Source organism: Flavobacterium sp. (assembly GCF_031423415.1).
GTDB lineage: Bacteria > Bacteroidota > Bacteroidia > Flavobacteriales > Flavobacteriaceae > Flavobacterium.
The window spans coordinates 32,011-47,547 of the sequence record NZ_JANPFL010000041.1; the positions used below are offsets into that span (position 1 = coordinate 32,011).

The 15,537-nt window shown below is 34.6% G+C and carries 13 protein-coding genes; 5 read left to right on the forward strand and 8 right to left on the reverse strand.

Annotated features, from left to right (window positions below):
* Positions 1 to 40 precede the first annotated feature (40 nt).
* The 8 genes from RMO83_RS04490 to RMO83_RS04525 form a co-directional block, all read right to left on the reverse strand.
* Positions 41 to 649, reverse strand: coding sequence for a hypothetical protein (locus tag RMO83_RS04490; RefSeq protein ID WP_310558481.1), 609 nt, complete (start codon positions 647 to 649; stop codon positions 41 to 43).
* A 92-nt stretch (positions 650 to 741) separates the two neighbouring features.
* Complete coding sequence (locus RMO83_RS04495) at positions 742 to 1,398, reverse strand: aspartate kinase (protein ID WP_310558482.1); 657 nt, start codon at positions 1,396 to 1,398, stop codon at positions 742 to 744.
* Between the two features lie 153 nt (positions 1,399 to 1,551).
* Positions 1,552 to 1,911: a YraN family protein gene (locus tag RMO83_RS04500; RefSeq protein WP_310558483.1), complete on the reverse strand. Its 360-nt coding sequence runs from the start codon at positions 1,909 to 1,911 to the stop codon at positions 1,552 to 1,554.
* 60 nt (positions 1,912 to 1,971) lie between these two features.
* On the reverse strand, positions 1,972 to 2,868 hold the full coding sequence (locus RMO83_RS04505; protein WP_310558484.1) for an LD-carboxypeptidase: 897 nt from the start codon (positions 2,866 to 2,868) through the stop codon (positions 1,972 to 1,974).
* A 184-nt stretch (positions 2,869 to 3,052) separates the two neighbouring features.
* The gene (locus tag RMO83_RS04510; RefSeq protein ID WP_310558485.1) at positions 3,053 to 5,017 is read right to left on the reverse strand and encodes an endonuclease; all 1,965 of its coding nucleotides are present in this window, start codon (positions 5,015 to 5,017) and stop codon (positions 3,053 to 3,055) included.
* A 69-nt stretch (positions 5,018 to 5,086) separates the two neighbouring features.
* A complete protein-coding gene (locus tag RMO83_RS04515) occupies positions 5,087 to 6,493 on the reverse strand; it encodes a DUF5689 domain-containing protein (protein WP_310558486.1) in 1,407 nt (468 codons plus the stop codon).
* A 12-nt stretch (positions 6,494 to 6,505) separates the two neighbouring features.
* Complete coding sequence (locus tag RMO83_RS04520; protein WP_310558487.1) at positions 6,506 to 7,123, reverse strand: DUF5017 domain-containing protein; 618 nt, start codon at positions 7,121 to 7,123, stop codon at positions 6,506 to 6,508.
* Between the two features lie 10 nt (positions 7,124 to 7,133).
* A complete protein-coding gene (locus tag RMO83_RS04525) occupies positions 7,134 to 9,950 on the reverse strand; it encodes a TonB-dependent receptor (protein WP_310558488.1) in 2,817 nt (938 codons plus the stop codon).
* Positions 9,951 to 10,085: 135 nt separating this feature from the next.
* On the opposite strand from RMO83_RS04525, the gene RMO83_RS04530 reads away from it, so the two are divergent.
* The 5 genes from RMO83_RS04530 (at position 10,086) to RMO83_RS04550 (ending at position 15,523) form a co-directional block, all read left to right on the forward strand.
* Positions 10,086 to 11,189 carry an endonuclease/exonuclease/phosphatase family protein gene (locus RMO83_RS04530; RefSeq protein WP_310558489.1) on the forward strand — a complete coding sequence of 368 codons (1,104 nt, stop codon included), beginning with the start codon at positions 10,086 to 10,088 and terminating at the stop codon, positions 11,187 to 11,189.
* A gap of 140 nt (positions 11,190 to 11,329) precedes the next feature.
* Complete coding sequence (locus tag RMO83_RS04535) at positions 11,330 to 11,695, forward strand: hypothetical protein (RefSeq protein WP_310558490.1); 366 nt, start codon at positions 11,330 to 11,332, stop codon at positions 11,693 to 11,695.
* 233 nt (positions 11,696 to 11,928) lie between these two features.
* Positions 11,929 to 12,855, forward strand: a complete 927-nt coding sequence (locus tag RMO83_RS04540; protein WP_310558491.1) for a magnesium transporter CorA family protein — start codon at positions 11,929 to 11,931, stop codon at positions 12,853 to 12,855.
* A 289-nt stretch (positions 12,856 to 13,144) separates the two neighbouring features.
* A complete protein-coding gene (locus RMO83_RS04545) occupies positions 13,145 to 14,698 on the forward strand; it encodes an aldehyde dehydrogenase family protein (RefSeq protein WP_310558492.1) in 1,554 nt (517 codons plus the stop codon).
* Between the two features lie 87 nt (positions 14,699 to 14,785).
* Positions 14,786 to 15,523 (forward strand): hypothetical protein, encoded by a 738-nt coding sequence (locus RMO83_RS04550; protein WP_310558493.1) that lies wholly within the window; start codon positions 14,786 to 14,788, stop codon positions 15,521 to 15,523.
* The last annotated feature ends 14 nt before the right edge of the window (positions 15,524 to 15,537 follow it).

A 15,537-nucleotide genomic window follows, 5' to 3' on the forward strand; every position in this document is an offset into this window, starting at 1 on the left:
AGCTTCCAGCCTTTTAAAGGCTGGAAGCTTTTGAGAAAAGTTATTCAATTATCAAATCTTCAATTTCATCGAAATCTTGATTTATAGAATGATAGTATTTGAAATTTTCTAAATCATTAAAAGTTTCTATAACTCTATTCCGTTGTAATTTTGTTTGTTTTGAGGAAATTATTGTTCCATAAGAAGTCCAAGGATATTCCACAATATGTTCAGTAAACTTATGATGGACAGGATTATTATGGATGTAAAAAATGAGTTTTTGGAAATATTTTTCAGAAGCAACGGCTTTTCTTTTAAAATTTTTCTCGAATAAACTTCCTGTTCGTCTATAGCGTTTATTCATTGCTAGAGTATACGCATTAAACAAATTTGAAAACTGTTTTGATGCACTTAGCATCTTTGGTTTCTCTGTTGAAGAATATTCTAATTTTGTGACGTCGATTTCACTTGTTTCTTTTATATAAACCAGAATATGAAAATGATTTTTCATTAGACACCAAGCAAAAGTCTCTGCTACTGGATCTATATACTTTTCGTAAAGTCTTAAAAAATGGTAATAATTCTCAGTTTCATAGAACAAATCGATTCCATTGTTTCCTCGGTTGTAAATGTGATAATATTTGCCATTTTCAAGAGGAATTGGATTCATAGTTATTTCTTTTTATTAAAGCTTCCAGCCTTTAAAAGGCTGGAAGCTTTAGTTGATATAAAAAAAAGATGGAAGATTTGCAAGTTATGATATTAATTCTTCAAATCCTTTATCACTTTAAAAGCAACATCTACTTCGTTTTCGCTTACTAAAATGGTAAATTCGTTTGAGGTTGAAATCACTTCGTTAATAATGATTCCTTCCCACGCCAAACGTTGGAAAATGAAATAATAAATCCCTGGAACAGTGATATTTTCTTTAGGTAATTTTACCGTAATCGAAGCCAGGTTCTCTAGTTTTTGTATCAATTTTTCGTTCGCAAAATGTTTGTCAACAAGATGATTGACACTGTTGCTTACCACGATGTTGGTTTCGTTTACGCCACGTGACGAAGTGTAAAAAATATCCGAAAAGGTGTTGATGTCGGTAATCAAATCGGCTTGTTTATTTAAAACAGTATCCGAAGCGGCAAAGGTATAATCCGTCAAGGCGGAACGAACGGTAATTTCGCCAATGTTTTTTATTACTTTATTGATTTTGTGATTGAGTCTAAAATCCAACTCTTCGGTAAGTCTTTTTAGCGCCATTACAACGGCACCTTGCTTGACTTCTTTACCAAATTCACTCTCTAATTCGACCATAATATTCCTGGACAAAGACGTCAAATTGATTATGCCAAGGGACAAAGCGTTTAACAGAAAAGGCTTTGTTTTGATGTAATTTTCTACAATTGAGGAAACGGTTTTCATTTTTTTAGTTGTGTTAGTTTTTAAGGAAATCACCGTTTTGTTTCGGAAGATTTAAAATATAAAATCTACGATTCCTTAGATTGTTGTTTGTAACAAGTTTTGCAAATATAAATAAAAAACATTTTGTTACAAATCAAACAATAACAAATTTTATTAAAAATGATAAAAAGCATCAATAAGATGTTCAATGCTAAATTTTTTGTCTTCTTTATGAACTGCAATGATGTCAAAACGTACTTCGATGTCTAAGTCATTTGAATTGACATATTCGTTTACGGCCTTCACTAAAAGTTGAATTTTCTTGGGTTTGACAAAGTCTTGCGGCAAACCAAAATCGAGTGACGAACGTGTTTTTACTTCAACAATGGCAAGTATATTTTCTTTTTTGGCAATAATATCAATTTCGGCTTTTTGGAAAGTCCAGTTGGTTTCTAAAATTTCATAACCGTTTTTTTGAAGGAATTCAACGGCCATTTCTTCTCCTAATTTTCCTAAATCGTTGTGGTCGGCCATTTTTTAAGTTAGAAGTTAGAGGTTAGAAGTGGAGGAAGCTAGGAGTTAGAAGTTAGCAAGTTAATCGAAAGTTACTTTTGAAGATGCTGTAGTTATTTCCAATGAAACTTGTTTACCAAAAATCAAGGCTCGGTTATCCCGAAAATGTCCTGCAGGGAAATTATAAAGTACAGGAAAAGAATAGCCTTTAGTCACATCTTCGATAATTTGGTTAGCGTTTTTTCCCCACGGAATGTCGTTGTCTTTCATTTTGGTCATTGTTCCAACAATTAAACCATTCAGATTATCAAAACAACCACATCGTTTTAGGCTCATCATCATTCGGTCGATGTGGTATAAATATTCGTCCAAATCTTCGATGAAAAGAATTTTTCCTTTGCAATCAATTTGTGCATTCGATCCCATTAGGCTATATAAAATAGACAAATTTCCGCCCACAATTTCGCCTTTGGCATTGCCTAATCTGTTTGGAGCATCAAAAGGAATTTCATATTCTAGGCTTTCGCCAAACAGTGATTTCCGTAAACTCTCTATCGATTCTTCGCTGGCTTTTCCAACTGTTATTGGCATTGCGCCGTGAATGGTGGCAATATTTAAGTTGTTGATATAACTGTGAATTACGGTTACGTCGCTGAAACCAACAATCCATTTTGGATTTTGTTTGAATTTTGTAAAATCCAGTAAATCAATCATTCGAACCGTTCCATAACCACCACGAACACACCAAATGGCTTTGATATTTGGATTGTCTAATTGCTGCTGAAAATCTGCTGCTCTTTCGGCATCAGTTCCTGCCAATTGATCGTTGTCTAAGCCAATCGTTGTACCAATTAGTACTTCCAATCCCCAACTGTGCAATAAATCGATGGCGGGTTTCAAGTTGTCGTCAATATTTTTTCGGGCAGTTGCTACTAGGGCTATGGTATCTCCTTTTTGTAAACTAGCGGGAATTTTCATAGGTATTTGGGCTTGAATGTTGCAAAATTGTAAAACAAAAATAAGTATTAGAACTCTATAAAAAACAGTGGTACCATTTATATATGAAAATTGAATAGTACGCATATTTCGAAAATATAAATTAATTAACTCTTGATTAATATAATGAATCTAATACAAATATATTTTTTTATTGTGAAGTGGCTTATTCCACCAAGAATTTTTTAACAGTTGATTGTTCGCCTAAACTGATTTTGGCAAAATAGATTCCTGCCGGAAAATCAATGTTCAATTGGGTTTCGCCATTGAATTTTTGTTCCAATATTTTTGCGCCAATGCTATTATAAATTTCGACTGTTGCTTTTTCGTTCAAACCTGAAATCGTAAATGATTTATGTGCCGGATTGGGATAGAGATTTATTTTTAAATGCGCAAAATCAGTAGTCGATAAATTGAAATGCCAAGCTTGACCCACTTTTGAACCCCAAATATAATTAGCCAAATCGGGATAATCAATAAATGGATTTCTGTTGACTTGCCAAGTGTAAATGTAATTATTGCGATTCATTTCAAAATCATCTGCTGGATCTAAGGTATTCCACTTTAATAAAGAAGCCAAATCGCCCAATTGACCAACGGTAGTATCTGGAATATCACCATTAACAACACTCAAAGCATTGTAACGAACCGCCATATAAAATAGTGAGCGAGCCACATCGCCTTTCCACGATCCCAAATTTCCGCTTGGACCGTTGTAGCCCGTTAAGCCATAATCGTTATTGCCCCGCGAACTATTTTCAGGTCCGTCTTCGGCACGAATATGATGTGCATCGGCGTGACCAGCAAGAATATCATTGGCATTTGTTGTATTCCATTTGTTAATTCCATCAGGAATACTGGCTGTTCCGTTCGAAAAACCGCCTCGTGATTGTGGATAAATGTGTTCGCGATTCCATTTTCCAGTATTCGTTCCCGTGTCTTGAAAGTCAATTTTAGACCGGGATTGTTCTACATACATTAACCAAACTTGATTACTGTTTTTAGGGTTTTGATCAGCAGTTTTTAGAATTTCGATAATATCGCCATAATTGTGAGCGTGAACCACAGCTGGATTGGCAATAATGTCCTGAATTGCTTGTTTTAATGAAGGTCCAGAAAGCCCCTCGAGAGTTGCATAATATCCATTTGGAGCAGTGCTCGAAACTGTTCCGTAAGTTGGGTTTAAAGGAGATCCAAACGAGGCAATGGTAAAATCATTGTCTAAAACGCGTATCTCAATATTGTTATTAAGGAGTATGTATTGCGATGGAATGTTACCAATATTAATTTTTAAAACCTCATCACCTTCATCTGAAATATCGTCGACAATGGTAATAGTTGTAGTAAAACTTTTTGTTCCTATTGGAATTGTCACAGTAGTAATTCCGGTAAAATCGGTAGTTTTGAATGCAGCATTGTTTAATGTAAAAGTAAATGACAAATCACTTGTTACATTGGTTTGTGTGGTAAATGTTATGGGGAAACTATCGCCTTCAGTCTTATTCGTAGCACTAACTGATATGTCTATTCCGTTGAAAACAATGCCACTTCCGTCATTATTAGTGCCTGGTGTTGGATTTTTAGTTTCAAAAGTTCCATCGTTTTTTCTTTGGATAGATTGCGTTTCTGGTAGATTATTTTGACCTTCATTATATTGAACACTAACGCCTAATAAATCCATTAAGCCTACTGCATCAGGATCATTTGTGTCATACAGTAAAGCATCAACCAAGTTTGTTTTTGTTGCTAGTGTATTATCAGGAAAAAAAGATATACCAGTGCGGTAAATTGCCAAACCGTCTGCGCCATTTTGAATTACATTGTCGGGCAATATTTCACCTGGAGCTGGTGAAACCATCGAATTTCCAATTACAATTATCCCGTTGGCATCAGTTGCTAATCCCCTTAAATCGATGGTTAAATAGCTTTTATTTGCAGTTGTAGAAGTAGGGTTTCCATTAAAGAATACTAAAAGATAACCGTCTAACGAAAAATTAGGAACTAATGATTTTAGTTCAACAAATTCTCTATTGTCAGTGCCTGGTGTATCGGTATCTAACTCGTTGATGACAACTTGTGCATTTGCAAGAGTATAAAACAACAAGGCTAGTACAAAAATTATTTTTTTCATTATATTGGTTCATTTAGAAAAAAAAAGGCTTCCGATGTCTGGAAGCCTTTGATGGGATTTCAATAGAATTTAATTAATTACAATATCATCAATTTGAACTGTGGTTGTGACTGTAGTCGATCCATTGTATTCAAATACAAAATATCCCGTTCCAGTTAAGGTAGTTGGAATAGTATATAGTCCTGCAGAAGACATAGTGTTTTCTGATGATCCTAATGCTGGATATGTAATGTTAAAACTTGTTGTAATATTGGTAAATTTCTTAATGTCTACTAATCCTCCAGCTACATAGTTGGCGCTTGTTACATAATATACTTTTAATGCATTACCAGCATTAAAGCGCATTGCTTCTTTGAAAGTGAAAGTATTTGCAGCGGTAAAATCTACAGGCACAAAGAAATATGTCTTCAAATTTAAACCAGGATTTCCAGATCCATTAAAGCCGCTTTGTTCAATATAACTATTGGTTCCGAATGATTTTAATTGCCAATATCTGTTACCAACAAAAGCATCGTTGATGTATTTTGGAAAATCAGTTTGGTTAGCGCTGTAACCAACAAACGGTTCGTTTAATACGGAATTAAAGACATTCGCATTACCAACAAGAGCTGGGTTAACGTCTGCCCGTGGATTACCTAATTTAATATCACTTTCGTAACGAACTACAAATTGAAAAGAAGTATTGAATTTAGATAATACGCCACGTATTTTCCCGCTTCCTGATGGAACTTGTCTTCCTGTAAAAGGTGCAAAACTACTAAAACGAATTACTCTTTGTGTACCACCAGTAATTGAGGTAAGATTATGATTTGTAGCGCCACCGCCTGAATCAACATCGTAATAAGTTCTGTTTAAAGATGCATCTGCAAATTGAACTGCATCAATTTCAATTAGAGTATTTTGAATTTCATCCTTATGTGCTTCAGCGAGCGTTAGGGTTTTCACAAAAGAATCCTCAGTAACCTTAACCGCTGACGGGAATAAATGGTTACGCCATTCAAACTCTGAAATTCTGCCAATGGTTCCTCTAAACAAAGCACCAATTTGTAGTGAACCGAAAACTTTACCAATATATAATCCTTTTAGTTTAATAAATACTTTTCGGCCTGGCGTAAAACCTCTACCATAAAGCGTAGATTCATCAATGGGAACGCTAAATCCTATTGGAGCAGATCCATCTGACGGTATAGTTTGAAAAGAAATTGATTTAAAAAAAGTGCCTTCCTCATCGCTAGAAGTGACATAAGCTTCAATGATATCATCGACTGTGTACTGCATTGGTAGCACAGCGGGTGTACTAGTTGTGTTTACAGTTAATGCATTGTCGTTAATTTCTTTAACGGTTTTAGTAGTTTGTAGCTCATAAATAATTAAAGTGTTCTCGGGTGTTTTATAATCATCACTGTTAACACAGCTTGTGAAAATCCCAATACTAACAATAAGTATTGCTATCGGGCCTAATAATCTATTTTTCATAATTGTTATGTATTAATTTTTTGTGTAAATTCTTATTGAATCTACCTGATAAGACCCGTCTAAAGAACTGTTAGTTCCAGAACCTTTTACTTTAAAAGCAATGTAAATATTTCCTGTATAATTGGATAAATCAATTTCGCCAGATTTTAAAAATTCAAAATAAGCACTTGATGCTGTAGGCAAGTTTGCATCTATGGGCTGCCAGTTTGCCGTTGTTAAGTTTGTACCATTGTAATCAGTTGCTATCAGTACCTCAAGAGAATTACCACTTGAAGTTACAAAACTTTGTGACGCCTCAAACTGTAAGACCTCGCCAGTTGCGGCATCCATATTAATTGAAGGAGAAATTAACCAACCAACATTTTCAGAATCTGGAGATTTAAAAGAACTAAATTCCGCATAAGGATTACCAGAAAAAACCTGTGTTTTCCATTGTACAGTACCTACTTCGGCAATATTATTCCAATTTTCTAAATTTAAAACAGCATCATCTACAGCTCCTTTCGAAAAATCTTCTGAAAAAATTAGTGGACTAAAATTTGGATTTTTTATATCGTCCTCGGGCGAACAGGCTGTCAGTAAAAGAAAAATGAAACAACCTACTAGGCTTAAAATTTTATTTGTTTGCATAACTATATTTTTAAAGGTTTACATATAAGTTTAAGAAATAAGTTCTACCGTACCCGTAGAAAAATCGCGGTGCAAAAGAGGGTGTTCCGCTAGAAACATCTTGATTTACTTCTCTAAAATTGGCGTTTCTTGCTTGTTCAAAACCACCAGTTTTATATGAAACATCTAGCACATTATTTATTGATGCAAAAAAACCAAATGTTGTACTGTTGACTTTCCAAGATTTCCCACCTACTAAGTTGATTAAAGTAAAATCATCAAATCGTTGTTGTTTTAATAATTCTTTTGCACGAGCGTCCGTAGCTTCCGGAAATGGAAAACCTTGACCATACGGATCTTGTGGGTTTTTAAAGAAGTTGTCGGTTCTTAAAAGTGCAGAAACATCCAAATAATTATGAGCTAAATAATTGGCATTGGCACCAATCCACCAAAATTTTGGATCTCTATATTCAATACCAAGTGATGTCGCAGTTTGCGGTCCACCAGCCACACGATATCCTTTTAATTTTGCAGTACCAAAATCTATTGTAGGATTAGTATTTGTTGGACTTGCTAAATTATCATTGTTTAATTGTACCGTTGGATTGTTGTTAAAGGTATATTCGCCATAACCAGCATTAGCGGTAAGTTTTATTGTAGATGTAATTTGATATTCCAAACCTAATTCAGCTCCAATATTTAATTTTTCAATATTTGTTGTAGTTTCAGCTACAAATGCATCGCCACCATCACCGCCATCATCATCAAAAATTCCTTCTCCAAAGAAAAAGGATGTTTCGGTAGCATTTTTAATATTAGAATAGTAGGCAGTAAACCTTGATTTAAATTTTGGTGCTCTAATAATGTAACTGGCATCCATTGTCGAAATGTTTTCTCCTGTAAGACCTTCTATAGAATTATTGTTTAAACGTGCGTTAGGAAAAACATTTCTCATTGTTGGCGCTCTGGTTAAATAGGCGGCATTATATGTCAAATATTGTTGCCCTGAAATTTTGTAAGTTAACCCACCTTTAAAACCAAAATTTTCGAAAATATATTTATTGCCTTTTCCTAAAGAATTTGTTGGATACAAACCATTTTTATATAAACCTTCTCGTTGATATTCAGTTCTTACAAAGGTTTGCGCTAGGAAGAAATCTACTTTTTTGTAGGTAAATTTGAATTGTGTAAAAGCATCTAAGGTATTGGCTAATAGATTATAGTTATAACCAAAAGTATCGCCTTCTGCTACTTGTCTTTGCGGGTTGTTTAAATCGGATTCTTGCTCTGAACCCGATTGAAAATTATCATAATCTTTATAATACTGACCGCCAAGTAAATCTAATAAGTTGGCAAAATTGTGAGAAATTAGTTTTCTAAACGTTCCACCAGCATTCAAAACAATATTATCTGATAATTGTGAACTTAAAATGGAATTTGCGGTCCAACTTTTATCATCTGTACGGTCTTCATATAAGATGTATGCGCTGTTACCGTCTACTGAACTTTTGTTTGTGTTGTATAAAAAATCCCAATTTATTTGTTTGTTAGCAAGAAATTTATCTCTTTCTTTTAAACCGTTAGCAATATTTTCAGGGCTATTACCAATAAAATTAGTGTAGTCATCTGGATTATAAGCTGAAGTGTGAAAACTCGGTAAATTTCTGTAGTAAATAGGATCTGGATTATCTACACCTTGGTTATCTAGCCTGCTGTTACCTATTCTTCCTTGCTGATATGATACTCCCGTATTTAAATTGGTTTTATTAGAAATTTTCCAAAAATGATTTAACATTAAAATAGGCTCTTCAACATCTTTATCGCGTGAATTTCTCTTTCTACCATCTTGATAACCCCAATAAGAATTGTATTTTTCTCCCACCAATCCTACAACTTCATCAGAATTTGGAGAACTCTTACCTCTACTATTTTGTGCATAAATAGCAGTAAAGTTCACGTAGTGATGGTTGTTAATTTTCTTCTCAACACTTGCAAAAACTGAATTGGCAGCATAATCTGTTCCTTCAAAATAGCCTTCGTTAGCCCATCTTCTTGATGCTGAAAAAACAAAAGCCCATCCGTTTTTGTCCATTCCAGAAGCGTGGGTGGCCATTGTGCGCCAGTCATAATTGGTATTCGTTCCTGAAAATGATACTCTAGAACCTGGTCGATAAATAGACGCTCTTGTATTTATTTCTTGAGTCCCTAAAACACCTCCAAAAGTATAATCTGAGGGTGCAATTCCCATAGTAAACTCTTGATTTCTTGTCGCATCATTAAGTCCGCCCCAATTACCCCACTGCGGTCTTCCGTCATAGATTTTATTCATCATGAGCCCATTAATCATTACTGTGGCATTCTCATTGTCTAAACCACGAATTCTAAATCGGGCTTGACCCCAATTAAAAGCGGCTGCTTGCTGAAAACCGTCTCGTGTTGCTTGCAAAAGTCCGGCGGTATTTTCAGATCCACTATTATCATCACCTAAATCGCTTTCTGTAATTGTAACTAAACTTAATTGTTGTTCTATTGTTTGATCTTCTTCTAAAAATATTGTTCCTAGATCTAATACTTTACCTAGTACAATTTCAACTTGCAGCAACTGATCTTTAAATCCGTTTGTTCTAATGCGTACTAATTGACTACCAACTTCTACTTTATCAAAGCTGAACTTTCCATTTGTATCTGAAAGTTGCATTAAATTAGTGTTTTGAATCGATACTATAACCCCTTGTAGTGGTTTCTGTGTTTTAGAATCAACTACTTTACCAGTAACCCCAGTATTCGATTGTCCAAAAGCTAACACCATTTGCATAACAAAGAGTGCACTAAAAATAATTTTTTTCATAGTTTAAAAGTCTATTAATTCATATCGCAAAGAAAAATTATTTCTTAACTGCTACAAAACTACATTTATAATTTTTATTATATACATTTGTTCCGAAGTTTTTGTTACATTTAATACTATAATAACGCTAAAACCATGAATATTAAAAATCATATCACCCTTTTGTTAGTTTTTTTCTCAATAATTGGAAGTAATGCCCAAGCAAAAAAATATGCAGTGCGTACAGTTGCCTTTTATAATTTCGAAAATTTATTTGATACTATCGATGGACCAAATATGGATGAAGAATGGCTGCCTAAAGGATTGCAACGCTGGACGTCCGAAAAATACAAACAAAAATTAGAAAATCTCTCGACGGTCTTAATGCAAATTGGTACCAATGATATGCAAAAAGAAGCACCTACCCTGATAGGTGGTTGTGAAATCGAAAACCGAGGTGTTCTCGAAGATTTGGTAAAACATCCTAATATGGCCAAAAATGATTATGGTATCGTGCATTTTGATTCGCCAGATAAAAGAGGAATTGATGTTGCATTGCTGTACCAGAAAAAACATTTTAAACCTTCAAGCTACATAAACATTCCTTTAATTATTTACAGAGGTAATAACAACGAGAAGGAAAAAGAAACTGAGGAAGACAAAGCCGATAAAGATAAAATAGAAATTGCAGTAGACAATAGAGTATATACTAGAGACATACTTTTAGTAACTGGTTTTTTGGACGGTGAAGAGGTAAATATAATGGTGAACCACTGGCCATCGCGATCTGGAGGAGAGAAAAAAAGTAGCCCCTTTCGCGAAGCCGCCGGACGATTGGCTCGAAAAGTAATGGATTCTGTTTATAAAGTAAATCCTAACACCAAAATTATTTTGATGGGCGATTTAAACGACGGAACGTATAACAAAAGTGTAAAAGTAGGAATTGGAGCCAAACTGAAAAAAGCCGAAGTGCAAAAATTTGGTGTATATAATCCTTTCGAACAAATGGCTAAAGACGGGAATGCGACCTTGTTTTATAGAGATTCAGGAGATATCTTCGACCAAATCATGGTGTCAGAAACCATGATCCAAGAAGACCATTCTACCTATCAATATTGGAAATCAGGAATTTACAACAAGCCATTTATGATTCAGAAATTTGGTCGTTATGCGGGGTATCCATTACGACATTCGGAAAATGAAATTGGCTATAGCGATCACTTTCCGGCTTATATTTACCTAGTCAAGGAAGTTAAATAATTTAAATTACCAAGTGAACGGAATACCTAACTATTATTAAATTAGACCTCAAAGTTTTTTAAAACTTTGAGGTCTTCTTTTTAAAATCTAAACCCTATAAATTAAGCGTCTAGTAGCCTATTAATTTAAAATCTCAAGTAATGAAGAATATTTTAACTGTTTTTCTTCTCGTATTTTCAATCCATTGTTTTTCGCAAGATACCATAACAACCCTCAAAGTCAGGGACTATATGGACAAAGAAGTTTGCGTAATAGGCAAAGTAGCATCATTCAAAATCGCATCCGAAGGCAAAAACACCAATTACATCAATATCGACAAACCTTATCCCGAGAATATTTTTACTGTGGTAATTTCAAACAACCATCTTGAAAAATTGAACATCAAAATTGAAGATTTAAAAAACAAAAACATTTTAATAAAAGGAAAAATTACTACCTATAAAAACGACCCAAAGCAAATTCCACAAATTTACAATCCGGTAAGTATTGCTGTGAAAAAAGAGTGATTTTTCGACTTTTAAAATTAATATTCCATCTTCATTCCTATATAAACTTCAAAACAAATTAGGCCTTTTAAATTAAGAAAGAATTAAGATTCTTTTCAGATGCAAAGCGGTACTTTTGCCAAAAATTAAATTGTAGCATCCACAATGGACGATTATTATTCGAAGGAAAAACAATATAAACAGGAATAGTCGTTGCCTAATGTATGCGATATTCCTAAACATAGCATGGCATTATGATCACGTATTACAAAAACAATAATGGTTTAACTCAAACCAAAGACCGTGAAGAAAACTGCTGGATTAATGTAGTTTGTCCAACAATAGAGGAAACCAAATTTCTACTCAAAGAACTCCAGATTCCCGAAGATTTTTATAGCGATATTGAAGATATTGACGAACGACCTCGTATTGAAATCGAAAATGATTGGACACTCATCATTTTGCGAATCCCTTTCAAAAGTAGCGATCCAAAATTGCCGTTCAACACAGCTCCATTGGGATTAATGTTCAAAGACGATGTTTTTGTTTCGCTTTGTTTTTATAAAACAGACATCCTTTCTGATTTTGTTTTATATACCAAACGCAAAAATATTTCAATTGAAAATGACTTCGATTTAGTTTTAAAACTATTGCTTTCTTCCAGCATTTGGTTTTTGAAATACCTAAAGCAAATCAATCAACGAATCAAACTCGCCGAAGACAACCTCGAAGAATCTATCAAAAACGAAGAACTTCAAGCCTTATGGCAAATAGAAAAATGTTTGGTTTTTTTCGTGACTTCCTTAAAAGGCAACGACGTTTTATTTCGTAGAATAAAAAATTTGAAAGCCCACAAAGACACTTACGACTTAGAATTGCTCGAAGATGTCGAAATCGAATTGCGCCAAGCCGAAGAAACGTCCAATATTTACAGCAACATCTTAACTGGAATGATGGATGCGTATGCGTCTGTAATTTCGAATAATTTGAACGTAATAATGAAAAGGCTAACTTCGATATCCATAATTTTGATGATACCTACTTTAGTCGCCAGTTTGTATGGTATGAATGTTCCCAATAATTTCCAAGAAAATCCATTCGGATTTTGGATTGTGTTGTCCATATCGCTGTTAATTTCCGTTTCAAGCGTCTTTTTATTCAAGAAAAAGAATATGTTTTAGATTTTGCAGGAGCTAATCCCGCTTCCCGATAGCTATCGGGACGTTACAACTTTATTCCATAAAGGCTATTTTTCTAAGCAAAAAAAGGAGCTTCTCCCGAAGCGTCGGGAGTAGCTCTTTTTTGGCAAGAAAAAATTAGCCTTTCTTTTCACAAGGATTTCCACTTCAATCGGGGCTAAAAAACTTAGCTATATTCCAAAACTTTATGAAATTTTAGGTTTTCTTTACAATCTCACCTGAATACAATATATTTGTAAATAATATAACAATTCTAACCAATAAAGTTACAATGATAACAATAGCCAATCAATTCGGAATGAAAGAAGCTTTGGAACAATTGGGCATCAAAGCCATAAACGAAGGAACTTCAACAGGAATTCAACATTTTTCAAACGGAGAAATCCTTGAAAGCTACTCACCAGTAGACGGACAATTAATTGCATCTGTAAAAACTACCTCCGCCACTGATTACGAACAAGTACTGCAAACTGCCACCGAAGCTTTCAAAACGTTCCGATTAATGCCAGCACCACAACGGGGGGAAATCGTGCGCCAGTTTGGTGAAAAATTACGAAAAAATAAAGAAGCTTTAGGCAAATTGGTTTCCTACGAAATGGGGAAATCTTTGCAGGAAGGCTATGGCGAAGTTCAGGAAATGATAGACATCTGTGATTTTGCCGTGGGACTTTCGCGTCAATTGCACGGACTCACCATGCACTCGGAACGTCCGGGACATAGGATGTACGAACAATATCACCCAATGGGAATTGTCGGCATCATTTCGGCTTTTAATTTTCCGGTTGCGGTTTGGGCTTGGAACACCGCTTTGGCCTGGATTTGCGGCGATGTTTGCGTCTGGAAACCATCAGAGAAAACACCTCTTTGCGGCATTGCCTGTCAAAACATCATCGCCGAAGTAATTAGAGAAAATAATCTCCCAGAAGGAATTTCTTGTTTGATAAACGGAGATTATAAAGTGGGAGAACTAATGACAAATGATAAACGAGTTCCTTTAATTTCGGCTACAGGTTCCACCCGAATGGGGAAAATCGTGGCGCAAGCAGTTGCCGCTAGATTAGGAAAATCATTGCTCGAATTAGGAGGCAACAATGCGATAATAGTAACGCCAGATGCCGACATAAAAATGACCGTAATCGGAGCTGTTTTTGGAGCGGTGGGAACTGCGGGACAACGCTGTACTTCGACACGTCGTTTAATCATTCATGAAAGTATTTATGATAAAGTAAAAGAGGCGCTAGTTTCGGCTTACGGCCAATTAAAAATAGGGAATCCACTAGACGAAAACAATCACGTTGGGCCACTTATTGACCTGCACGCTGTCGAAATGTATGCCAATGCCTTATCAAAAGTTGTTGCCGAAGGAGGAAAACTGATCGTTCAAGGCGGAATACTTTCGGGTGAAGGTTATGAAAGCGGTTGCTACGTAAAACCAGCCATTGCTGAAGCCAACAATTCATTCGAAATCGTGCAACACGAAACTTTTGCTCCTGTTTTATATTTATTGAAATACTCAGGTTCAGTAGAAAATGCTATTGAAATTCAAAACGGAGTTGCGCAAGGATTGTCTTCAGCCATTATGACCAACAATTTGCGTGAAGCCGAACTTTTCCTATCGGTTACGGGATCCGATTGTGGTATTGCCAATGTCAACATTGGGACTTCTGGAGCAGAAATTGGAGGTGCTTTTGGTGGAGAAAAAGAAACGGGTGGTGGTCGAGAATCCGGTTCCGATGCTTGGAAAATCTATATGCGTCGTCAAACCAATACGATTAATTACACCACGAGTTTACCCTTAGCACAAGGAATAAAATTTGATTTGTAAATTGTTGATGAAAAATAATTCTATAAAAAACTCTTTATCTTTTTAGAGGAATGGCGTTTTTTTATAAATTAGACAAAAAAATAATTAATGTCCAATTTGGAAACAACATTTACAGATATTTCGGGTTGGCATAAAAATGTTCATTACAGTACTGGTGGTACTCGAAGTAAATATATTGCGTTGCACCCTGATACGAATGAAGAGTATTTTTTTAAAGGATCTAAAGAAACTCCACAAGGAGAAATTCGATACCCAACAGAATTTTGGTCAGAAATTGTTTCTTCTAAAATTGGACAGTTTTTAGGTTTTCCAATGTTAGATTATAACATAGCGTATAATAATAAGCATAAACAAAGGATTGGCTGTTTTTCAAAATCGATGATAAATAATTCTATGAATCAATTGATAGAAGGAAAGCGTTATTTAACGAGTTTTGATGAAAAATATAATGCTGAAAAAGATAAAAAGCTATATACTTTTCAGTTCATTAAAGAAGCATTAATTAAAGCTCATTTTGAGAATTATATCAATAATATCATTGAAATTATAATTTTTGATTCAATTGTTGGAAATTCAGATAGACATCAAGAAAATTGGGGTATTATTATTGATTATTCTTATATAAAAGAGGTATTTGATAGTGCTCTTTATAAGAAAGACAAAGGTTTATTAGGTTATTTTAAAAAATTAAAAACATTATTGTCCGATAAAAAAGAAGCCAAATTAATGGCTTCTTTCAAAGAATCGTATTTTTGTATTGCAAAACATAAATTACGATGGACAAAAATAGCTATTTTTCGACAAAATCTGTTTTCGGACAGTTGATTTCTTTTATTCCA

Coding starts and splice junctions, on each gene's coding strand:
- RMO83_RS04490 (WP_310558481.1), bottom strand. CDS start 649: ATGAATCCAATTCCTCTTGAAAATGGCAAATATTATCACATTTACAAC.
- RMO83_RS04495 (WP_310558482.1), bottom strand. CDS start 1,398: ATGAAAACCGTTTCCTCAATTGTAGAAAATTACATCAAAACAAAGCCT.
- RMO83_RS04500 (WP_310558483.1), bottom strand. CDS start 1,911: ATGGCCGACCACAACGATTTAGGAAAATTAGGAGAAGAAATGGCCGTT.
- RMO83_RS04505 (WP_310558484.1), bottom strand. CDS start 2,868: ATGAAAATTCCCGCTAGTTTACAAAAAGGAGATACCATAGCCCTAGTA.
- RMO83_RS04510 (WP_310558485.1), bottom strand. CDS start 5,017: ATGAAAAAAATAATTTTTGTACTAGCCTTGTTGTTTTATACTCTTGCA.
- RMO83_RS04515 (WP_310558486.1), bottom strand. CDS start 6,493: ATGAAAAATAGATTATTAGGCCCGATAGCAATACTTATTGTTAGTATT.
- RMO83_RS04520 (WP_310558487.1), bottom strand. CDS start 7,123: ATGCAAACAAATAAAATTTTAAGCCTAGTAGGTTGTTTCATTTTTCTT.
- RMO83_RS04525 (WP_310558488.1), bottom strand. CDS start 9,950: ATGAAAAAAATTATTTTTAGTGCACTCTTTGTTATGCAAATGGTGTTA.
- RMO83_RS04530 (WP_310558489.1), top strand. CDS start 10,086: ATGAATATTAAAAATCATATCACCCTTTTGTTAGTTTTTTTCTCAATA.
- RMO83_RS04535 (WP_310558490.1), top strand. CDS start 11,330: ATGAAGAATATTTTAACTGTTTTTCTTCTCGTATTTTCAATCCATTGT.
- RMO83_RS04540 (WP_310558491.1), top strand. CDS start 11,929: ATGATCACGTATTACAAAAACAATAATGGTTTAACTCAAACCAAAGAC.
- RMO83_RS04545 (WP_310558492.1), top strand. CDS start 13,145: ATGATAACAATAGCCAATCAATTCGGAATGAAAGAAGCTTTGGAACAA.
- RMO83_RS04550 (WP_310558493.1), top strand. CDS start 14,786: ATGTCCAATTTGGAAACAACATTTACAGATATTTCGGGTTGGCATAAA.